Source organism: Streptomyces sp. NPDC000404 (assembly GCF_040300365.1).
GTDB lineage: Bacteria > Actinomycetota > Actinomycetes > Streptomycetales > Streptomycetaceae > Streptomyces > Streptomyces ramulosus.
The window spans coordinates 91,559-110,657 of the sequence record NZ_JBEPDN010000010.1 but is presented as its reverse complement, the minus strand read 5'-3'; the positions used below and the strand labels follow the sequence as shown (position 1 = coordinate 110,657).

At 72.1% G+C, this 19,099-nt stretch carries 10 protein-coding genes; 3 read left to right on the top strand and 7 right to left on the bottom strand.

What is annotated here, in order from left to right:
• Positions 1–9: 9 nt before the first annotated feature.
• The gene (locus tag ABT345_RS20470; RefSeq protein WP_345085470.1) at positions 10–3,414 is read left to right on the top strand and encodes a GH92 family glycosyl hydrolase; all 3,405 of its coding nucleotides are present in this window, start codon (positions 10–12) and stop codon (positions 3,412–3,414) included.
• A gap of 87 nt (positions 3,415–3,501) precedes the next feature.
• Here the strand turns inward: ABT345_RS20470 and acnA are convergent, their stop codons facing one another.
• Positions 3,502–6,219 (bottom strand): aconitate hydratase AcnA, encoded by a 2,718-nt coding sequence (acnA, locus tag ABT345_RS20465; protein ID WP_345085467.1) that lies wholly within the window; start codon positions 6,217–6,219, stop codon positions 3,502–3,504.
• A gap of 404 nt (positions 6,220–6,623) precedes the next feature.
• On the opposite strand from acnA, the gene ABT345_RS20460 reads away from it, so the two are divergent.
• Positions 6,624–7,130 carry a DinB family protein gene (locus ABT345_RS20460; protein WP_345085464.1) on the top strand — a complete coding sequence of 169 codons (507 nt, stop codon included), beginning with the start codon at positions 6,624–6,626 and terminating at the stop codon, positions 7,128–7,130.
• 182 nt (positions 7,131–7,312) lie between these two features.
• Here the strand turns inward: ABT345_RS20460 and ABT345_RS20455 are convergent, their stop codons facing one another.
• Both ABT345_RS20455 and ABT345_RS20450 read right to left on the bottom strand, forming a co-directional pair.
• Entirely contained in the window at positions 7,313–7,672 is a 360-nt protein-coding gene (locus ABT345_RS20455) for a GntR family transcriptional regulator (RefSeq protein WP_345085461.1), read from the bottom strand.
• Complete coding sequence (locus ABT345_RS20450; RefSeq protein ID WP_345085458.1) at positions 7,673–8,659, bottom strand: DUF1648 domain-containing protein; 987 nt, start codon at positions 8,657–8,659, stop codon at positions 7,673–7,675. It abuts the gene before it with no gap.
• A gap of 79 nt (positions 8,660–8,738) precedes the next feature.
• Here ABT345_RS20450 and ABT345_RS20445 point away from each other — a divergent pair, with 79 nt between their 5' ends.
• On the top strand, positions 8,739–10,268 hold the full coding sequence (locus tag ABT345_RS20445; protein ID WP_345085455.1) for a helix-turn-helix domain-containing protein: 1,530 nt from the start codon (positions 8,739–8,741) through the stop codon (positions 10,266–10,268).
• Between the two features lie 586 nt (positions 10,269–10,854).
• Here the strand turns inward: ABT345_RS20445 and ABT345_RS20440 are convergent.
• From ABT345_RS20440 to ABT345_RS20425, 4 genes are read right to left on the bottom strand one after another with little or no spacing between them, the layout of a single operon-like run.
• Positions 10,855–12,114, bottom strand: coding sequence for a TIGR02679 family protein (locus tag ABT345_RS20440; RefSeq protein ID WP_345085452.1), 1,260 nt, complete (start codon positions 12,112–12,114; stop codon positions 10,855–10,857).
• Positions 12,105–16,220: a TIGR02680 family protein gene (locus ABT345_RS20435; protein WP_345085449.1), complete on the bottom strand. Its 4,116-nt coding sequence runs from the start codon at positions 16,218–16,220 to the stop codon at positions 12,105–12,107. Before ABT345_RS20435 ends, ABT345_RS20440 begins: the two co-directional genes overlap by 10 nt.
• A complete protein-coding gene (locus ABT345_RS20430) occupies positions 16,217–17,449 on the bottom strand; it encodes a TIGR02678 family protein (RefSeq protein ID WP_345085446.1) in 1,233 nt (410 codons plus the stop codon). The genes ABT345_RS20435 and ABT345_RS20430 overlap by 4 nt, the downstream gene beginning before the upstream one ends.
• On the bottom strand, positions 17,446–19,074 hold the full coding sequence (locus tag ABT345_RS20425) for a TIGR02677 family protein (protein WP_345085443.1): 1,629 nt from the start codon (positions 19,072–19,074) through the stop codon (positions 17,446–17,448). Before ABT345_RS20425 ends, ABT345_RS20430 begins: the two co-directional genes overlap by 4 nt.
• Positions 19,075–19,099: the final 25 nt, after the last annotated feature.

The window sequence follows — 19,099 nt, the reverse complement described above, 5'->3', positions numbered from 1 at the left end:
AGGGTTCGCGTGCGGATCGGACACCGGCACACCCCGTTACGGACGCTCGCCCGCCCCACCGCACTGGTGGCGGCCGCGCTGCTCACCGTCACCGCCTTCGGCCCGGCGGCCGGGGCCACCCCGCGCCAGCCCCCGCCCGCGGCAGGCGGGTTCAGCTCCTCCTTCGAGCCGGGGCAGCCGGCGCCCGACTGGACCGACACCGCCGAGCGGGGCCCCGACGGCCACCCCAGGGCGGACGGGGTCACCCCGCCCGCCGGCCCCGCCGCCCCGGGCATGGCCACCCGTACCGGCACCGGGCCCGAGTCCACGCCGACGTCCAGGAACGGCGCCGGTTTCTCCGGCCGGCACGCCCTGGAGTACGCCGGCACCCACACCGCCGCCGGCCGCGGCTACGCGTACAACAAGGTCTTCGCCGTCCACGCGCCCGTCACCGCGGACACCACGCTCTCGTACAAGATCTTCCCGGAGATGGTCACGGCCGATCCGGAGTACCCGGCCACCCATGTCGCGGTGGATCTGGCCTTCACCGACGGCAGCCACCTCAGCGAGCTGGGCGCCACCGACCAGTACGGGGCGCCGCTGACGCCGCGCGGCCAGGCCGACGCCCGGATGCTCTACGTCAACCAGTGGAACGCGCGCACCGCCCGCATCGGCGCGGTCGCCGCCGGGAAGACCGTCGAGCGGATCCTCGTCGCGTACGACGCACCGCGCGCCCCGCGCACGGCCCCGGCCTTCCGCGGCTGGATCGACGACCTCACCCTCGGCCGGCAGGCGCCCGAGAAGCCGCGCGCCCATCTCTCCGACTACGTGCGGACCACCCGCGGCACGCTCTCCAGCGGCAGCTTCTCGCGCGGCAACACCTTCCCGGCGACCGCCGTCCCGAACGGTTTCACCTTCTGGACGCCGGTGACCGATGCCGGCTCGACGGACTGGCTCTACGAGTACGCCCGCAAGAACAACGCCGACAACCTCCCCACCCTCCAGGCGTTCGCCGCCAGCCACGAGCCCAGCCCGTGGATGGGCGACCGGCAGACGTTCCAGGTCATGCCGTCCACCGCGGCGGGCACCCCGAACGCCTCCCGCACCGCCCGCGCACTGCCGTTCCACCACGAGAGGGAGACGGCCCGGCCGCACTACTACGGCGTCACCTTCGACAACGGCCTCAAGGCGGAGATCGCCCCCACCGACCACGCCGCCCAGATGCGCTTCACCTTCCCCGGCGACGACGCGAACCTGATCTTCGACAACGTCAACAACAAGGGCGGTCTCACGCTCGACCCGGAGCACGGCACCGTCAGCGGCTACTCCGACGTCAAGAGCGGCTCGTCGACGGGCGCCACCCGCCTCTTCGTCCACGGGACCTTCGACGCGCCGGTCACCGGAGGCGGGCGGCTCGACGGAGGCGGCGGCAAGGACGTCACCGGCTATCTGCGGTTCGCGCCCGGCAAGGACCGCACGGTGACGCTGCGGCTGGCCACTTCCCTGATCGGCACCGCCCAGGCGAAGGCCAACCTCGACCGGGAGATACCGGCCGGGACGCCGTTCGCCACCACCGAGCGCCGGGCCCAGGCGCAGTGGGACGCTCTGCTGGGCCGCATCGAAGTCGAGGGCGCGACCGGCGACCAGCTGACCACCCTCTACTCCAACCTCTACCGGCTCTACCTCTACCCCAACTCCGGCTCGGAGCAGGTCGGTTCGCGCACCCGCTACGCCAGCCCGTTCTCCCCGCCGGCCGGCGAGGACACCCCGACGCACACCGGCGCGAAGATCGTCGACGGCCAGGTCCATGTCAACAACGGCTTCTGGGACACCTACCGCACCGCCTGGCCCGCCTATGCGCTGCTCACCCCCGGCCGGGCCGGGAAGCTGGTCGACGGCTTCGTCCAGCAGTACAAGGACGGTGGCTGGACCTCGCGCTGGTCATCGCCCGGCTACGCGGACCTGATGACGGGCACCAGCTCGGACGTGGCGTTCGCCGATGCGTACCGCAAGGGCGTGCGCTTCGACGCCGAGGCCGCGTACGAGGCGGCGGTGAAGAACGCCACGGTCGCGCCGCCGCAGTCCGGAGTGGGCCGCAAGGGCATGACCACCTCACCGTTCCTCGGCTACACCTCGACCGACACCCGCGAGGGCCTGTCCTGGGCGCTGGAGGGCTACCTCAACGACTTCGGCATCGCCCGCATGGGACAGGCGCTGTACGCGAAGACCCACCAGGCCCGCTACAAGGAGGAGTCCGCCTACTTCCTCGGCCGGGCACGGAACTACGTCCGGCTCTTCGACCCCGCGGTCGGCTTCTTCCAGGGCCGCGACGCCAAGGGCGCCTGGCGGCTGCCGCCGCAGAAGTTCGACCCGCGCGTATGGGGCCACGACTACACCGAGACCAACGCCTGGACGTACGCCTTCCCCGCGCCGCAGGACACCCGCGGCCTGGCCAACCTCTACGGCGGCCGGGCGGGCCTCGCGAAGAAGCTCGATGCGTACTTCGCGACGCCGGAGACGGGCGCCAAGGAGTTCGCCGGCTCCTACGGCGACGTCATCCACGAGATGACCGAGGCGCGCGACACCCGCATGGGCATGTACGGCCACAGCAACCAGCCCTCGCACCACATCGCCTACCTCTACGACGCGGCCGGTCAGCCCTGGAAGACCCAGGCGAAGGTGCGTGAGGTGCTGGCCCGGCTCTACACCGGCAGCGACATCGGCCAGGGCTATCCGGGCGACGAGGACAACGGCGAGATGTCCGCGTGGTACGTCTTCGGCGCCCTCGGCTTCCACCCGCTGGTGATGGGCGAGGGCGAGTACGCGATCGGCTCCCCGCTCTTCACCAAGGCCACCGTGCACCTGGAGAACGGCCGCGACCTGGTGATCAACGCCCCGCGCAACAACGCCCGGAACGTCTACGTCCAGGGCCTGCGCGTCAACGGCAAGGCGTGGACGTCCACCGCGCTGCCGCACGCCCTGCTGGCCCGCGGCGCCACCTTGGACTTCGCCATGGGCGAGAGCCCCTCGTCCTGGGGCACCGGGAAGAACGCCGCCCCGGCCTCCCTCACCCATGACGACAAGGTGCCGGCCCCGCCCGCGGACGTCACCGACCCGTCCGCCGGCCCGCTCTTCGACAACACCTCCGCCACCGCGGCACCGTTCACCCCCACCCGCGTCGACCTGCCCGAGGCCGCCCAGGTCACCACGTACACCCTCACCTCGGCCGACCGCGCCACGGCCCCCGGGGGCTGGACCCTGGAGGGCTCCCCGGACGGCACCTCCTGGACGAAGCTCGACCACCGCACCGCCGAGACCTTCCGCTGGGACCACCAGACCCGGGCGTTCTCCGTCCCGTCCCCCGCACGCTACGCGCACTACCGCCTCGTCCCGGAGGGCGGCGGGACGTTGGCGGAGGTGGAGTTGCTGAGCTGATCCCGGCACGCCGAAGGGCCGCACCCCGGTCGGTCGGGGTGCGGCCCTTCGGCTTCTCCGGCCGTCAGGCGGCCGGAAGATCCCGGATCAGCTGTTGATCAGCGAGCGCAGGACGTACTGCAGGATGCCGCCGTTGCGGTAGTAGTCCGCCTCGCCGGGGGTGTCGATGCGGACGACCGCGTCGAACTCCACGCCGGAGTCGGTGGTGACCTTGACGGTGCGCGGGGTGGTGCCGTCGTTCAGCTCGGTGACGCCGGTGACCGAGAAGGTCTCCTCGCCGCTCAGGCCCAGCGACTCGGCGGACGCGCCCTCGGGGAACTGGAGCGGCAGGACGCCCATGCCGATGAGGTTCGAGCGGTGGATGCGCTCGTACGACTCGGCGATGACGGCCTTGACACCGAGGAGCGCGGTGCCCTTGGCGGCCCAGTCGCGGGAGGAGCCGGAGCCGTACTCCTTGCCGGCCAGGATGACCAGCGGGGTGCCGGCGGCCTGGTAGTTCTGCGACGCGTCGTAGATGAACGACACGGGGCCGTCCGCCTGCGTGAAGTCGCGGGTGAAGCCGCCCTCGGTGCCCGGCGCGATCTGGTTGCGCAGGCGGATGTTGGCGAAGGTGCCACGGATCATGATCTCGTGGTTACCGCGGCGCGAGCCGTAGCTGTTGAAGTCGCGGCGCTCCACACCGTGCTCGGTGAGGTACTTGCCGGCCGGGGTGTCGGCCTTGATGGCACCGGCGGGCGAGATGTGGTCGGTGGTGACCGAGTCGCCCAGCTTGGCGAGGACGCGGGCGCCCGCGATGTCGCCGACCGGCGACGGCTCCATCGCCATGCCCTCGAAGTACGGGGGCTTGCGGACGTAGGTGGACTCGCCGTCCCACTCGAAGGTGTTGCCGGTGGGGATCGGCAGGGCCTGCCACTGGGCGTCGCCCGCGAAGACGTCCTCGTAGGACTTGTTGAACATGTCCTCGCCGATGGCGTTCGCCACGACGTCGTTGACCTCGGCCTCGGTCGGCCAGATGTCCTTGAGGAAGACCGGCTTGCCGTCCTGGTCGGTGCCGAGCGCCTCCTCGGTGATGTTGATCTTCATCGAACCGGCCAGCGCGTACGCGACGACCAGCGGCGGGGACGCCAGGTAGTTCATCTTGACGTCGGGGTTGATCCGGCCCTCGAAGTTCCGGTTGCCGGAGAGGACCGAGGTGACCGCGAGGTCGTGGTCGTTGACGGCCTTGGAGACCTCCTCCGGCAGCGGGCCGGAGTTGCCGATGCAGGTGGTGCAGCCGTAGCCGACGAGGTTGAAGCCGACCTTGTCCAGGTACGGCGTCAGGCCCGCCTTGTCGAAGTAGTCGGTGACGACCTTCGAGCCCGGGGCGAGGGTGGTCTTGACCCACGGCTTGCGGGTCAGGCCCTTCTCCACGGCCTTCTTCGCGACGAGCGCGGCGGCGACCATGACGTACGGGTTCGAGGTGTTGGTGCAGGAGGTGATGGCCGCGACCGTCACCGCACCGTGGTCGATCTCGTAGGTCGAGCCGTCGGGGGCGGTGACGGTGACCGGGTTCGACGGGACGCCGTTCGGGGAGACGGCCGGGGCGTCGGACGCCGGGAAGGACTCCTTGCCGGCCTCCTCGTCCACGGAGACGTAGTTGCGCACGTCGACGGCGAACTGCTGCGCGGCGTTGGCGAGGACGATGCGGTCCTGCGGACGCTTCGGGCCGGCGATCGACGGGACGACCGTGGAGAGGTCCAGCTCCAGCTTCTCGGAGAAGTCGGGCTCGGCGGCCGGGTCGAGCCAGAGGCCCTGCTCCTTGGCGTACGCCTCGACGAGCGCGACCTGCTGCGCGTCACGGCCGGTCAGACGCAGGTAGTTCAGGGTCTCGTCGTCGATCGGGAAGATCGCGGCGGTGGAGCCGAACTCCGGCGACATGTTGCCGATGGTGGCGCGGTTGGCGAGCGAGGTGGCGGCGACGCCCTCACCGTAGAACTCGACGAACTTGCCGACCACGCCGTGCTTGCGCAGCATCTCGGTGATCGTGAGGACGAGGTCGGTGGCGGTGGTGCCGGCGGGCAGCTCGCCGGTCAGCTTGAAGCCGACGACGCGCGGGATCAGCATGGAGACCGGCTGGCCGAGCATCGCGGCCTCGGCCTCGATGCCGCCGACGCCCCAGCCCAGGACGCCCAGGCCGTTGACCATCGTGGTGTGCGAGTCGGTGCCGACCAGGGTGTCGGGGTAGGCCTGGCCGTTTCGCACCATGACGGTGCGGGCCAGCTTCTCGATGTTGACCTGGTGGACGATGCCGGTGCCCGGGGGGACGACCTTGAACTCGTCGAAGGCGGTCTGGCCCCAGCGCAGGAACTGGTAGCGCTCGCGGTTGCGGCCGTACTCCAGCTCGACGTTCTGGGCGAAGGCGTCGTTGGTGCCGAACTTGTCGGCGATGACGGAGTGGTCGATGACCAGCTCGGCCGGGGCGAGCGGGTTGATCTTCGCCGGGTCGCCGCCCAGCTCCTTGACGGCCTCACGCATGGTGGCGAGGTCGACGACGCAGGGGACGCCGGTGAAGTCCTGCATGATCACGCGGGCCGGCGTGAACTGGATCTCCTGGCTGGGCTGGGCCTGGGAGTCCCATCCGCCCAGCGCCCGGATGTGGTCGGCGGTGATGTTCGCGCCGTCCTCGGTGCGGAGCAGGTTCTCCAGCAGCACCTTCAGGCTGTAGGGCAGACGGGCGGAGCCCTCCACCTTGTCCAGCCGGAAGATCTCGTACGACTCGTCGCCCACCTGCAGCGTGCTGCGGGCGTCGAAGCTGTTCGCCGACACGACAGTCTCCTTCATGCATGAATTCGCGCGTACCCACCGCATCCTGCCGTCGCAGGTCCGCGCCGATCCGGTAAGGTGAGCCTTAGTTAGGCATGCCTTACTGGCGCGGCGGCGGTACGCCTTTCGGCAGATATCTCGATGTCGAGATAACTCTAGTACATCGCCGCGGCGTGGTCATGCCCCGGCGGGCCCGATACCGCATCGCGCCGCCCGCCGCGACCCCGAACGGGGGCCCGGCCCCGGGCAGCCGCGCGCGGGACGGGGCCGTTCGGGTCGCCCCCCGGAACCGCTCCACCGCACAGCCGACGGGACGGCGGCGCGGCGCGGGCGGTAGGTTCGGGCCGCTGCCCGGCCGGGCGCCGCACCCGCGGTGCGCCGGGACCGGGCCGGAACGGGGGGCACCCATGACCGTCGAACGGATCGATCCGCCGCGCACCGGCGACGAGCGGGTCACGCTGCGCGCGACTCTCGACTTCCACCGCGCCACGCTCGCCATGAAGTGCGACGGTCTGACGGACGAACAACTGCGCCGCCGGGCCAGTCCGCCGTCCACGCTCTCGCTGCTCGGACTGGTGCGGCATCTGGCCGAGGTGGAGCGGGCGTGGTTCCGGCGGGTGGTCGGCGGCCAGGACATCCCGCTGGTCTGGTCGCCGGAGGGCGACTTCCAGGCGGCGTACGACGCGCGGGGCTGCACCCGGGCGGAGGCGTTCGCCGCCTGGGAGGCGGAGGTGGCGCACGCCCGCCGGATCGAGGCGGCGGCCCCGTCCCTCGACACCGCGTACCACGCGGCCCGCTGGGGCGAGGACGTGTCGCTGCGGACGGTGATGCTGCATCTGATCCACGAGTACGCACGGCACAACGGGCACGCCGACTTCCTGCGCGAGGCGGTGGACGGGGCGACGGGGGCCTGAAGCCCGGGACCGGCGTCGTGCCGGGCAGGGCGTGCGGCGCCGGGCCCGGGCGGAGCCGGCGTGGGCCACGGGCCCGGCCCGGACGGCGCCGGGGCGCGGCCCGCGCGCGCCCGCCGTGCGCACCCGGAAGCAATCCCCGGCCGGGCGCGCCGTACGGATCACGGGGCGCCGCCCCCGGGCGATCAGCGCGGCGCCAGCCCCTGGCGCACCACGCCCACGATCTCGTCGTCGGTCAGCCCGAGCCGCCGGGCCTCGGCGATGAGGCGGTCGGCCGCCTCGCCGAGGCGGGCGCGGGCCGGGGAGGCGACGCCGGTGACCACCGCGCCGCGGCCGCGGCGGAGTTCGATCAGGCCCTCGTCCTTCAGGCGCTGGTAGCCGCGGAGGACGGTGTGGACGTTGACGCCGAGCGAGGCGGCCAGCTCCCGGCCGGCGGGCAGCCGCTCGCCCGCGCGGACCGAACCGTCGGCGATGGCGCCGCGGACCGCGGCGGCGATCTGGTCACCGAGCGGCACGGCGGAGCGGGGGTCGACCCGGAACAGCACTCAGTCTCCTCGGTCCAAACGGGCGCGGTCGAGCAGGGCGTTCAGCAGTGCGGCGGCGGTCGCCGCGTCGTCGACCGTCACCACGAATTCCCGGCCGCTGCGCAGCTGCAGGACGATCCCCTCACCCGATCGGAGCACCAGCCCGCTGCGGTGTGCGCGGACCCGGTAGCCCCAGCCGCCGAAGTCGGCGAACGGGTCGACATTTCTGCAGGTGGCCTCGGTCACCCGGTCGAGGGGGATGCGGCGGAAAGCGTACGGCAGCAGCGCGGGCGCGAGGGCCAGCCCGCGCCGGTCGACGGTCACCCGCACCGAGGCGAGCGCCCCGGCCGCCACGCCCGCCGCGCCCAGCGCGACGCCGGCGAACGGCCCGGCGACGAAGCCGAGGTACAGCCCGGCGCAGCAGGTGACCAGGCCGAGGACGGCGAGCAGCGGGGAGCCGGTCGTCCGGCTCCATCCGGCGCGCTCCCCCGCCGCGAGCGGCAGCCGTGGCGCGCCCTGCGGCCCGGTCGGCCGCGGGCGCGGAAGCGGCCCCCCGAGCCACAGCCCGACGGCGCCCGCGAGCAGCCCGGCGGCCATCACCACCAGCACCTCCCACAACGGCGCCCGGACCGCCCGGGCCTGTCCCGCCGCGGCGTTGTCCAGCAGCGTCATACAGGCCGGTACGGCGAGGAAAGCGGCGAGGGCCCAGCCCAGGGCGAGCACCCAGGGCGCGGCCGGGGTCAGTCGCCGTACGCGGGTGAGGACGGCGCAGCCGACGCCCAGTACGAGCAGCGCGAGGACGGCGCCGAGGAGGAATCCGCGGACCGAGGCGAAGCCGTCGGCGGCGCCGTCGGCACCGAAATGGATGGCGAGCGGATCGGGCAACCGGTCGGCAGTCTTGTGATGGACGCCGGCGACGACGGCGACCGCGATCAGGAAGGGGAACGCGGCGATCGCGACCCGCAGGGTGTCGGCCGGGGGACGGGTGAAGGGAGTGGCAGGGTTCATGTCAACCTCCAGTTATTCGCATAGTAGTAGAACAATTAGCGAAAGTGACCACATCTCATATCTGAGATACGGTCATGCCATGGCAGACGACTACCTCGAACGCATCGGCCGGCTGATCCGCGACGCCCGACAGCACCGCGGTTGGACACAGACGCAGCTCGCCGACGCTCTCGGCACCAGCCAGAGCGCGGTCAACCGCATCGAACGCGGCAACCAGAACATCAGCCTTGAGATGATCGCCCGCATCGGCGAGGCCCTGGACAGCGAAATCGTGTCGCTCGGGTTCCCCGGCCCGATGCATCTGCGCGTGGTCGGCGGCCGCCGGCTCTCCGGTTCCATCGCGGTGAAGACCAGCAAGAACGCCTGCGTCGCGCTGCTCTGCGCCTCGCTCCTCAACGCGGGCCGCACCACCCTGCGCCGGGTCGCCCGGATCGAGGAGGTCTACCGCATCCTCGAAGTGCTGAACAGCATCGGCGTGCGCACCCGCTGGATCAACGACGGCAACGACCTGGAGATCGTGCCGCCCGCCGAACTGGACCTCGCCTCGATGGACACCGAGGCGGCCCGCCGCACCCGCAGCGTCATCATGTTCCTCGGCCCGCTGCTGCACCGCATGGACCACTTCCGGCTGCCGTACGCGGGCGGTTGCGATCTCGGCACCCGCACGGTCACCCCGCACATGACGGCGCTGCGGCACTTCGGGCTGGAGATCACCGCGACCGACGGCGTCTACCTCGCCGAGGTCGACCGCTCCGTCACCCCGCGCCGCGCGATCGTCCTGACCGAACGCGGCGACACCGTCACCGAGAACGCGCTGCTGGCCGCCGCCCGCCACGACGGCACCACCGTCATCCGCAACGCCTCCTCCAACTACATGGTTCAGGACCTCTGCTTCTTCCTGGAACAGCTGGGCGTCCGGGTCGAGGGCATCGGCACCACCACGCTCACCGTGCACGGCGTCGCCCACATCGACCGCACCGTCGACTACGCGCCCTCCGAGGACCCGGTCGAGGCGATGAGCCTGCTGGCCGCCGCCGTCGTCACCGAGTCCGAACTCACCATCCGGCGCGTGCCGGTGGAGTTCCTGGAGATCGAGCTGGCGGTCCTGGAGGAGATGGGCCTCGACCACGAGCGCAGCGCGGAGTACCCCGCCGACAACGGCCGCACCCGGCTGATCGACCTGACGGTCCGTCCGTCCAAGCTCCAGGCGCCGCTGGACAAGATCCACCCGATGCCGTTCCCCGGCCTCAACATCGACAACGTCCCGTTCTTCGCGGCGATCGCCGCCGCCGCACAGGGCCAGACCCTGATCCACGACTGGGTCTACGACAACCGCGCCATCTACCTCACCGACCTCAACCGCCTCGGCGCCCAGGTGAAGTTGCTCGACCCGCACCGCGTCCTGGTCGACGGCTCCACCCGCTGGCGCTCCGCCGAGATGATGTGCCCCCCGGCCCTGCGCCCCGCCGTCGTCGTCCTCCTCGCCATGATGGCCGCCGAGGGCACCTCGGTCCTGCGCAACGTCTACGTCATCAACCGCGGCTACGAGGACCTGGCCGAACGCCTCAACTCGATCGGGGCACAGATCGAGACGTTCCGGGATATCTGAAAGTCTTCAGAAACAACGCCACTAAACCCCTCCTGACCTGCATGTGTGTGAGCCAGGAGGGGTTCGGCTCCGCCCGTGGGACTCCTCAGGGACTTTTGGGCCGAGGCCGAGGGAGTATCGGCCTCGGCGGCTGGGGGGACAGATTGCCCAGCACTCCACGTGGTGGGTCATCGGGAAGATGTGGAGCCAGAAACAGATTCAAGAAAACTGCAGTTCAGAGACGTATGGTGCGCAATACGGACTCAAGGTCCACGTGCACTACGTGCGTCATGGGCGCTACGCGCGGCCTCTCGACGCACGCATACTGCCCCTCGATGGCCCGAAGGCCGCCACCCAGTGGGGCGTGCTCACCAGGGTGACCTCTTTCGCCGGACGGTGGGGCCCGCCGAGACTGCACAATGCGACCGCGAGGTCCGCAAGTCACCCACTGTCGCTTGCGACGTCGACCTTCTAGTGATCGCCTCAGCCGCCGTGCTCACCGAAGTGATCACTGCAGCTCAGTGCCAGCACGCTGAAGCGGACGCTCTCCCGACTGCGGCTGGACCCCGCACCCAGGCCCTCGCCCAGCCGGGCCCCGTCACGGTCCTCACGCGAGATCGGACAACAACAGCTCCAGTTCCCTCTCCTCCTCGACACGAACACCGAGTTCGGCGACGGCCACAGCGAGTGCGGGCTCCCAAGGGGTCTCCGTCGGGGTGCTGACGAGCGGTGACAGGGGAGGTGAGACGCAGCGGAGCACGGCTGCGCGGTAGTCCACGGCCGTGTAGCGCCAGGGTCGCCACGGGACGCGGCGGCGAAGGGCACCGGCGATCCGGAGCCCGCCCCAGTCGAAGTCCCCGTGGTAGTACAGGGCCGCTCCGTGGTCGTGCAGCCCCCGGAGCAGCGTGAGGGCGGCGGCGGAAGGCTGGCCCTGGAGACAGACCAGGGGCGGGCAGGCAGGGCCGAGCACATCGGCCGCCGCTGCGAGGACGGTCGGGTTCTCGCAGATCCGCACCTTGGGAGCGGCAACTGCCGGAGGCGTGCGGGTGAGCTGGCGAAGGGTGAGCACGCAGGGTTCGCCGTCTTCGGCCAGGCGGTCCAGGGCTGGGGTGCCGCGCAGGTTCAGAGTCAGGACGGTCGAGGACAGCTCGTCCCGCAACAGTCCCGCCGAGGCCCACGCCTCGCGTCGCCATTCGGTGCCCTGGCCGTCATGGAAGCCGGTCAGCGCACGGGCCCCGGACAGGGTGAGGGTGGCCAGTGGTGTGCCGTCGTCGAGGGCGTGGGCCCAGCCGAGGACCCGGGCGGCGAAGGCGGGTAGCGAGACGACCGGGACGGCGGGGAGCGCGCGCAGGGCTGTGCACACTCCGGCGAGTAGGCCGAGCGTGACGTCTGGAGTGCGCCCCAGGCGCCGCGCGAGGCCGTCGGCGCGTATTCGGGCCGCCCACTCCGCGAGCGCGGGGACCGTGGCGACAAGCTCGTCGAGCGGCGCATGCGCCCGCTTCCAGTCGTCCTCCTCCTCTTGGCGGGTCCGGGGGAGCGATGTGGCAGGTCCCGTGAGTGCCTCGACCGCAGCGGCCAGGCCGTTCGGGCTCGTGCCTGAACGGCGTAGTACGGCGTCGACCGCGTCCAGACGCACCGTCAGGGACCTGCCGCCACCGGGAGCTCGGGCGAGAAGACGTTCGACCGCCGCCCGCTGGGCCGGAGTGGGATCGCCCAGAGAAACGGAACCGGTCAGGGGCTGTTCGGTCACCAGGCGTCGGCGCGCTCGTTCGACGAGCCAGGCGAGTTCCGGTGCGCCGAGCAGCCGAGCGAGCCGCGGGCCGTCGACCGCTCCGGTCTCCGGCTCGTGCCCGTGGCTCAGTTCCACAGCGGCTCGGGCTCCTCTGCGCCGGGCGTGTCCTGGGGCGCGTGCCGTACGGGATCCTCGCGACGCCGTCGTCTCGTACCGTCCCACTCCCAGCGGGTGACGAGGACCGCCGCCACCTCGTCGATCCGGGACAGCTGGGCGATGGCGATGCCGGGCACCTGCGGGTAACAGGCCCATTCCCGTTCGCTGGTCATGACCACATCGAGGTCGAAGGCGCTCAGAAGGCCGAGGCACTTGGCCCGGGAGTCGTCGTCCACGCCGGCGAACGCCTCGTCGAGAGTGACCAGGCGGGGCGCGTACGAGCTGCCCGCGCTCGCGTAGTGCGAGGAGGCGGCGGCGAACAGCGGTACGGACACGGCGAGGACACGCTCGCCGCCGGAGGCCGGGCCGGTGGCCGGGACCCAGCGCCCGTGCTGGTGGCGTTCGATGCCGAACTCGTGCCAGGAGCGGTAGTCGAGCGCCGCCGTGAGCTGTTCGAGGCGGCTGCCCGAGCCGTCGTCGGAGTGCTGGCGGGCGATCTGGGCCTGGAGGAACTCGCCGACCGCCGTGCGGTCCTCGGCCGCCCAGGCATCGGCCGACTGACGCAGCCGGTCACGTGCCTGGGCGAGTCCTGGCGGGGCCTTGCGCGAGGCCCGCCACACCAGGCGGAGTTTCATGCCGGTGGAGGTGGGGCGGTCCTCCAGTTCGGTGTTCATGTCCCGCACCTGCCGTTCGGCGGCGCCGATGAGGTCCTGGAGAGTGCCGGCGACCTCGGTGATCAGATGGGTTTCGAGGATCTCGCGTTCGTGGACGGACAGGATGCGGGTGAGCTCTCCGACCTCCGTGGCGAGCGCGTCGGCGAGTTCGGGCACAGCCCGCTCGCGCCCCTGGTAGACGATGTCGACGACCATGCCGTCCTCGACCATGCGGGCGGAGGCGCTGTGGCCGTGCCGGGACAGGGTGTCCTGCAGGGTCTTCAGTTCCTCGCTGAGCCGGCGCTGTACGCGTTCCCAGGCGGCGTCCGTGTCGTCGGTGGCCGACAGACCGGAGTCGATGGCGCGGGCGAACGCGATGGCCGGTGTCGCGATCCAGGGGCCGTCGTCCGAGGCGGGGACGGTGAGTTCGGGCAGCGCGACCGCGACCAGGCCGGTGGCCGTGAAACGCCGGAGCGCGGCGATGGCCTCCGCACGTGCGTCGACGGCTTCGGCGAGGTCCGTCTCCAACTGCTCGATCCGCCCCTCGGCCCGGCTCTCCTCCCGGTCCGCCTGGGCGTAACGCTGCCGGGCGTTCTTCTGGTCGGTCTCACAGATCCGCTGTGCCTCGACGGTCTCGGCAAGGCGCCGTTCGAGTTGGGCGACGGCAGCGCCGACGGTGGAGCGCAGGGTCCGATGGCGTTCGTCGGCCGCCGCCGCATCGCGCACCGCGTCCTGGGCCCGCTGGGCGAGGTCAACGACCCGCTGCTCCGCCTCGGCCGCATCGGCTCCTTCCTCGTCCACCTGCCGTACGGCCTCTCCTTGCTCACGCACCGCGGGCCAGTGCGCGGCCAGCACGGTGGCGAGGGAACCGAGGGCGTGACGCACGGCGGTGAGTCCGGCCCGGTCGGTGGGCAGCCCCAGATCCGCGGCGACCTCGTCGAGCTCGGCGGCGGCCCTCTCGGCGTGCCCGGCTGCCTCGGTGACCTCGGCGGCACGCCCCTCATGGCGTGCGCGGGCCGTGCGTACGGTCTCGGCGGCGGCGCTCACGAGCGCGTGTGCCCTGGTGAGCGACGACTCGTCGGGGACGTCGGCGAACTCGGAGTCAAGTGTGCGACGGCGTGCCGTGATGGTCACGGACCGAGCGGCGAGCGTCTCCGACTCCTCGCGCAGGGAGGCGAGTTCGATGCCGAGCAGGACGACGCGGGCCCGGCGTGCCGCCTCGCGCGCGCCCTCGCCGATGTACGTGGCGGCGGGCTTGGCCCACGTGCCGGTGAGCGCACCGACCCTGAAACGTCCGTCGGATGCCACCCAGGTCTCGGCTCCTCCCCCGCCGTCGAGGCCGATGGCGGCGAGCAGTCGAGGCACCGTCGTCTCGTCCAGAGCAGCGGCCTGTCCGTCGCCGTGGTCCACGGCCGGGCACAGCACGTCTGCCAGAGAGGGGCCGTTCACCGGTCCGTTCGACGGGGAGAGCAGGACGTCGTGCCCGTCCGCGGCGAGGGCGGAGCCGTCGGGCAGCACCCAGGCGTCGAGGAGACCGGAGGCTTCGAGTGCCGCTTCAAGTCCGGCACGCTCCGGCTCGGTCAGTCCACCCCGGAAGTCGACAAGGCGCCAGAGCGGTGCGCCCGGCAGCGTTTCGCGCAGGCCGGGGGTGCGTGTCGACGGGGGCTGGGGCTCGCGTCCGCCGCCGGCTTGCAGCGTGGTGAGCTCCCGTCGTGCCTCGTCGGTGCGCGCCGCCAGCTCCGTGGCTCTGCGGGCGGCTTCGGCCGTCTGGTCGGCGAGGTCCGCCGACCGGGCCGTGTGGGCACGGGTGGCATGGACCCGCGCCGGGTAGGGGCCGTCGAGGCGACACGTCCACTCCTGGAGTTCGTCCAGGAGTCCGGCCTCGTCGCCGAAGGCCAGTTCCTTCCAGGTGCGGGCGCGCTCGCGCACGTCGTCCAGGAGGATCCGGCCCGCCCGCGCCGTGTTCTCCTCCGCCTCACCGTGTGTCTCGGCGGCCAGCGCGAGGTCGGTCTCCGCTTCGTCGAGGCGTCCCGACGCCCGGCGGTGCGCTTCGGCGGCCCGCTCGGAGGCTTCGAGGAGGCCCTCGACGTGGGCGAGCGCCCGCTGGGCGCGGGACGTGGCGTCCTCGACGGCACACCGCGATTCGGGCTCGGGCAGCAGGTCGTCCGCTGGCAGGGCTACGCGCGCTGCGGCTGCCTGTTCCCGCACGTGAGCGAGGGTCTCCTCGACTCGGAGCCGCGTGGCACGCAGCCGGTTCTCGGCGGCGCCGAGCCGACCGAGCGCCTTGGTGTGGAGGGCGTCCGCCTGCTCCCGGTCCCCCTTCGCCCGGTCCGCCTCCTGGGTCGTGCGCGTCACGGCCTGAGCGGCGTGCTCCAGCTCTCGGGCGTCGCGCATCTCGGGCGCCTCGCGCAGCGCGTTCTCCTGGGCCCGCAGACGTTCCCTGGTCTCGGCCAGGGAGCCGATCTCCTCTTCGGCTGCCGCTCGCTTCTCCTCCGCGCGGGTGCGCCGCTCCTGCGCCTCTGCCAGATCTCGCTGCACGCGCTCGTAGCGGGAGTGCTCGGCGCGCGGAAGCCGGGCGCGGCGTCGGGTGGCGATCCGGGCGTACCGCCGGTAGTGCTCCAGGAACGCGGCGGCGGCGCGCTCGGCGGCGGAGGCGGCGGCCAGCTCGTCCCTCTCCTCGTCCAGGGAGCGGAACGCCTCGGCCACGTCGGCAATGACGGCCTGGTCCATGGGCGGCAGGGCCTCGGTGAGGGCACGGGAGAGGGCCGCTTCGTTGGGTCGCTTGGAGAGCTGGGGCTGGCGCAGCTGGATGAGCAGGTCGACGAGGGCGGCGTACCGCTGCTCTCCGAGGCCGAAGAGCGCTTCGTCGACGGCCCTGCGGTACGCCTTGGCCTGGTCGTACACCATGCCGTACCCGGCGACGGCCTCGGCGAGGCGGTCCCGGGACAGGGCCGTACCGGTGGCGTCGAGGAGCCGGAAGGTCCCCTCCGTGCGTTCGGCGGAGCTGTGGTCGATGCGCTGGCGGGTGACGGCGTACCAGTGCCGGGCAATACCGCGCCCGCTGACGGCCTTGAGCCCGCACAGCAGCGTACGGAAGTGCTGCTCGCCGGTCGTGTCGTCGAGCCTGCCGAACTCGACCCAGGTGTAGCCGAGCCGTTCGGAATGCGGGTGCTCGCCGCCGAGGAGCAGGTTCCACTCCATCCGCTTGCCCGGGTCGCCGTCGGGCTCGACACGGCGCGGGCTGAGGTCGCCGTCGAGCAGGAAGGGCAGGGTCAGGGCGAGCACCTTGGATTTGCCGGTGCCGTTGTTGCCACGCAGCAACAGACGCCCGTCCCGGAAGTGGAACTCGTCCACGTCGTAGTGGAACAGGTCGACGAGCCCGACACGCAGGGGCTGCCAGCGGGTGCGTCGCGGGGTGGGGAGGCGGGTCACGAGGTGGCCTTTCGCGGCGGAGGCACGGGGGCGGAGCCGGGTTCGCGGATGACGGTCTCGCCGACCGCGTACCGGGCGAGGGCGGGTCGCACCACGACCGCGTGCGGAGTACGGGAGACCAGGCCGAGCGCGGCGAGCCGGGCGACGGCCTGGTCGACGAGCTCGGTCTCCGTGCCTGGCTCCCGGGCGGACTTCGACCAGAAGCCGCCGTGCCGGGATGCGAGTTCACGGACTCGGAGGGCCAGCTCGTCGAGATCGACGGGTCCGTCGGCGGCGGCCAGGTGCTCGGCGAGCAGCAGGGTGACATGGCCGTGGGTGCCCTGTTCGGGCATGCGGACGTCGGTGAGGTCGTCTTCGGGGTCGACCATGGCGATCCCCTCGGCCCGCACCTCGGCGACCAGTCCGGTCAGCTCGGTGATCCGGGCGGTGAGGAAGCCGCGCTGCCGGGTGAGGTAGCCGAGTTCGGCGTCGGTCAGGTCGTCGTAGTAGAGCACCGGGTCGTCGAGCATCCTGCGGGTGAGGGAGCGGCGCATGGCGCGGAAACGCAGTTCGTCGCTGTCCAGAGCGGTTTCGGTGACGAGTTCGGTGAGGCGGTCGTCGAGGTCTTCCGCGTGGACGGTGGAGGGGCCGCGGCGGGAGGCCAGAAGTCCGGCGAGGACCCGACGCTCGACGTCGTACAGGACATCCCCCGCCCCGCTGACGTATGCCTCTTCCTCGCCCGCGACCCGACGCAGCACGCCGAGGTCGAGCAGCAGCCCTACGACGGTGGCGAGGTCGAGGCGCTCGTCGCGGCGTTCCAGGGCGAACTCGATCCCCGTCACGGCGAGTCGGGGATCGGCGGCATCGAGGACGATCTGGTCGGCAAGGCGTCCGAGAGCGATCTGGGCTTCGCCGCGTTCGAGGGCGGCGAGCGCGAGACAGAGCAGGACGTAGCGGCGGCGGGTGAAGGGGGAGGCGCCGCGGGTCGTGTCCCGCGCGGGATGGGTGGGGTCGGTGAGGACACCGGGACTCTTGCGCAGCCGGGCGACTTCGGTGTCCACCTGGAGTGGCCAGCCGGTGTTGCGGTCGAACCACTCCCGTAGTTCCGATGCGTGCCGGCGAGCGAGGCGGAACTCGTCGGCGTACCGGCCGCGCGCGAGCAGAAGTGGCTGCTTGAGCAGGGCGCGGGCGGCCTTGCGCAGTTCGGCGGCATGCTGGCCGTCCAGCACCTCGGCGAGGGGTGTGGTCATCGGCCGGGCTCTCCGTCCGTCGGGTCGTCTCTGTGCGTCGGGCCGTCTCCGCCCATCAGGCCGTCTCCCTCCATGAGGTCGACGATCTCGATGAGGTGGTCCGGGCCGCTGAAGACTCCGCCCGGGGTACGAACCTCGGCGGTCGTGCCGTCGGCGAGTGCGGTGAGTCTGATCTCCATGGAGCCGTCGTTGCTGGTGGCCGTGGTGTGCCGCATGCCGGGCCGCCACGTGGCCAGGGCGTCCCCGAGCAGCTGGAGGAACAGCCCGAAGGAGGCAGGGTCGAGCTCGCCGAGACCGGACAGGCGCGTGACGCCATGGGTGACGAGCCGAGCGCGGGCGGCGGCCGTTTCGGCGGCCTGCTTGGCGGCGGTCTCGGCGAGCGAGCGCCGTCGCTCCTCCCGGTCCTCGACTTTGCGGGGCTTGCCACGCCGCTCGTAGCTGCCGGTGCGACGCAGCTGTGGGCTGATGCGCAACGGCTCGGCCTCGGCCCACGGCGTGGCGGCCGGGACGGGCCGCGCCGCGCGGGCGGCGAGGGTGTCGGCGTCGACGGTGAAGTGCCGGGCCGGATAGAGGCCGAAGGCGGCCCGCCACAGCCGGTGCCGGGCGTCGTCGTCGGCTGCCTCGGCAAACCAGCGCGCGAGCGTGCGGAAATCGGCCGACCGGTCGGAGCGGCCGGCCCGGCGCTCGTTCAGCGCTCGTACGGCGGCAAGGAGCTGGGGAATCGCGCCGAGTGCCCGCCCGCGCAGGAGCCTGGCCTGCGACTCACGCCCGTCCCTGCTGATGAACCACGCGCCGAGCCCCGACCAGCGGGCCGCCCACCGCTCGTACACTTCCCACTCCGCGTTCGCGGCCTCGTCCGGCGAGGCGTCGGCGGCCTCCCGGCCGGCGGCTGCCCGCAGCAAGGGCTCCACCCTTCCGTCCTCTTCCAGCTCCATGATCAGCCGCGCGATCCGCCCGCCCAGCGTGATCAGGTCCTGGATGAACCGCTCCAGGTACTGGATGAGCCGGTCTTTGTACGCGAGGAAGACCTCCTCCTCGACGTCGTGCAGGTCGATGGTCCGCTGGAGCGATCCCATGAAGGCCCGGGCGTTGTCGGCGAGCGCGGCGAACCGACTGGCCAGCGAGTCGAGCGCCAGATGCGTCTTGGCCGGATCCGGCTCATCCTCGGCAGCCAGGACGAGAAGGGCACGGAGCTGGGTGACGATGTCGTGCAGGGCCACGGCCTGGAGGGCGCCGCGACGCCCGAGCGCCTCGTCGTAGGCGGACAGCGCCTCCTCGGCGGCCTCTCCCTCCCGCGTGAGCTGGTAGATGAATCGCTTCCGGTAGAAGTCCTCGACCGCGGTCACACGGGCGGTGTCGGGGTCCGCCCGCAGATTGCCCCAGCCGACGAGCTTGTCGAGCGCACCGGCTACGGCGTCCAGCTCGGCGGGACGGATGTCGGCCGGCAGTGCGGTGTGCACGTCCTCGGGCCGTAGGTGGACCGCGAACCGTTCCTTGGCCGCGAGGAACGCCCGCATCACCTGGCGGTAGAGCGGGGTGTTCGGCACGGTGAGGTGAGCGAAGGGGCCGAAGCCCGACGGCTCGGGAGGCGGGCCGGTAGAGGCGCTGGGGGCGGTGACGGTCATCGCCCGCCATTGTCCCCGGGGCGCG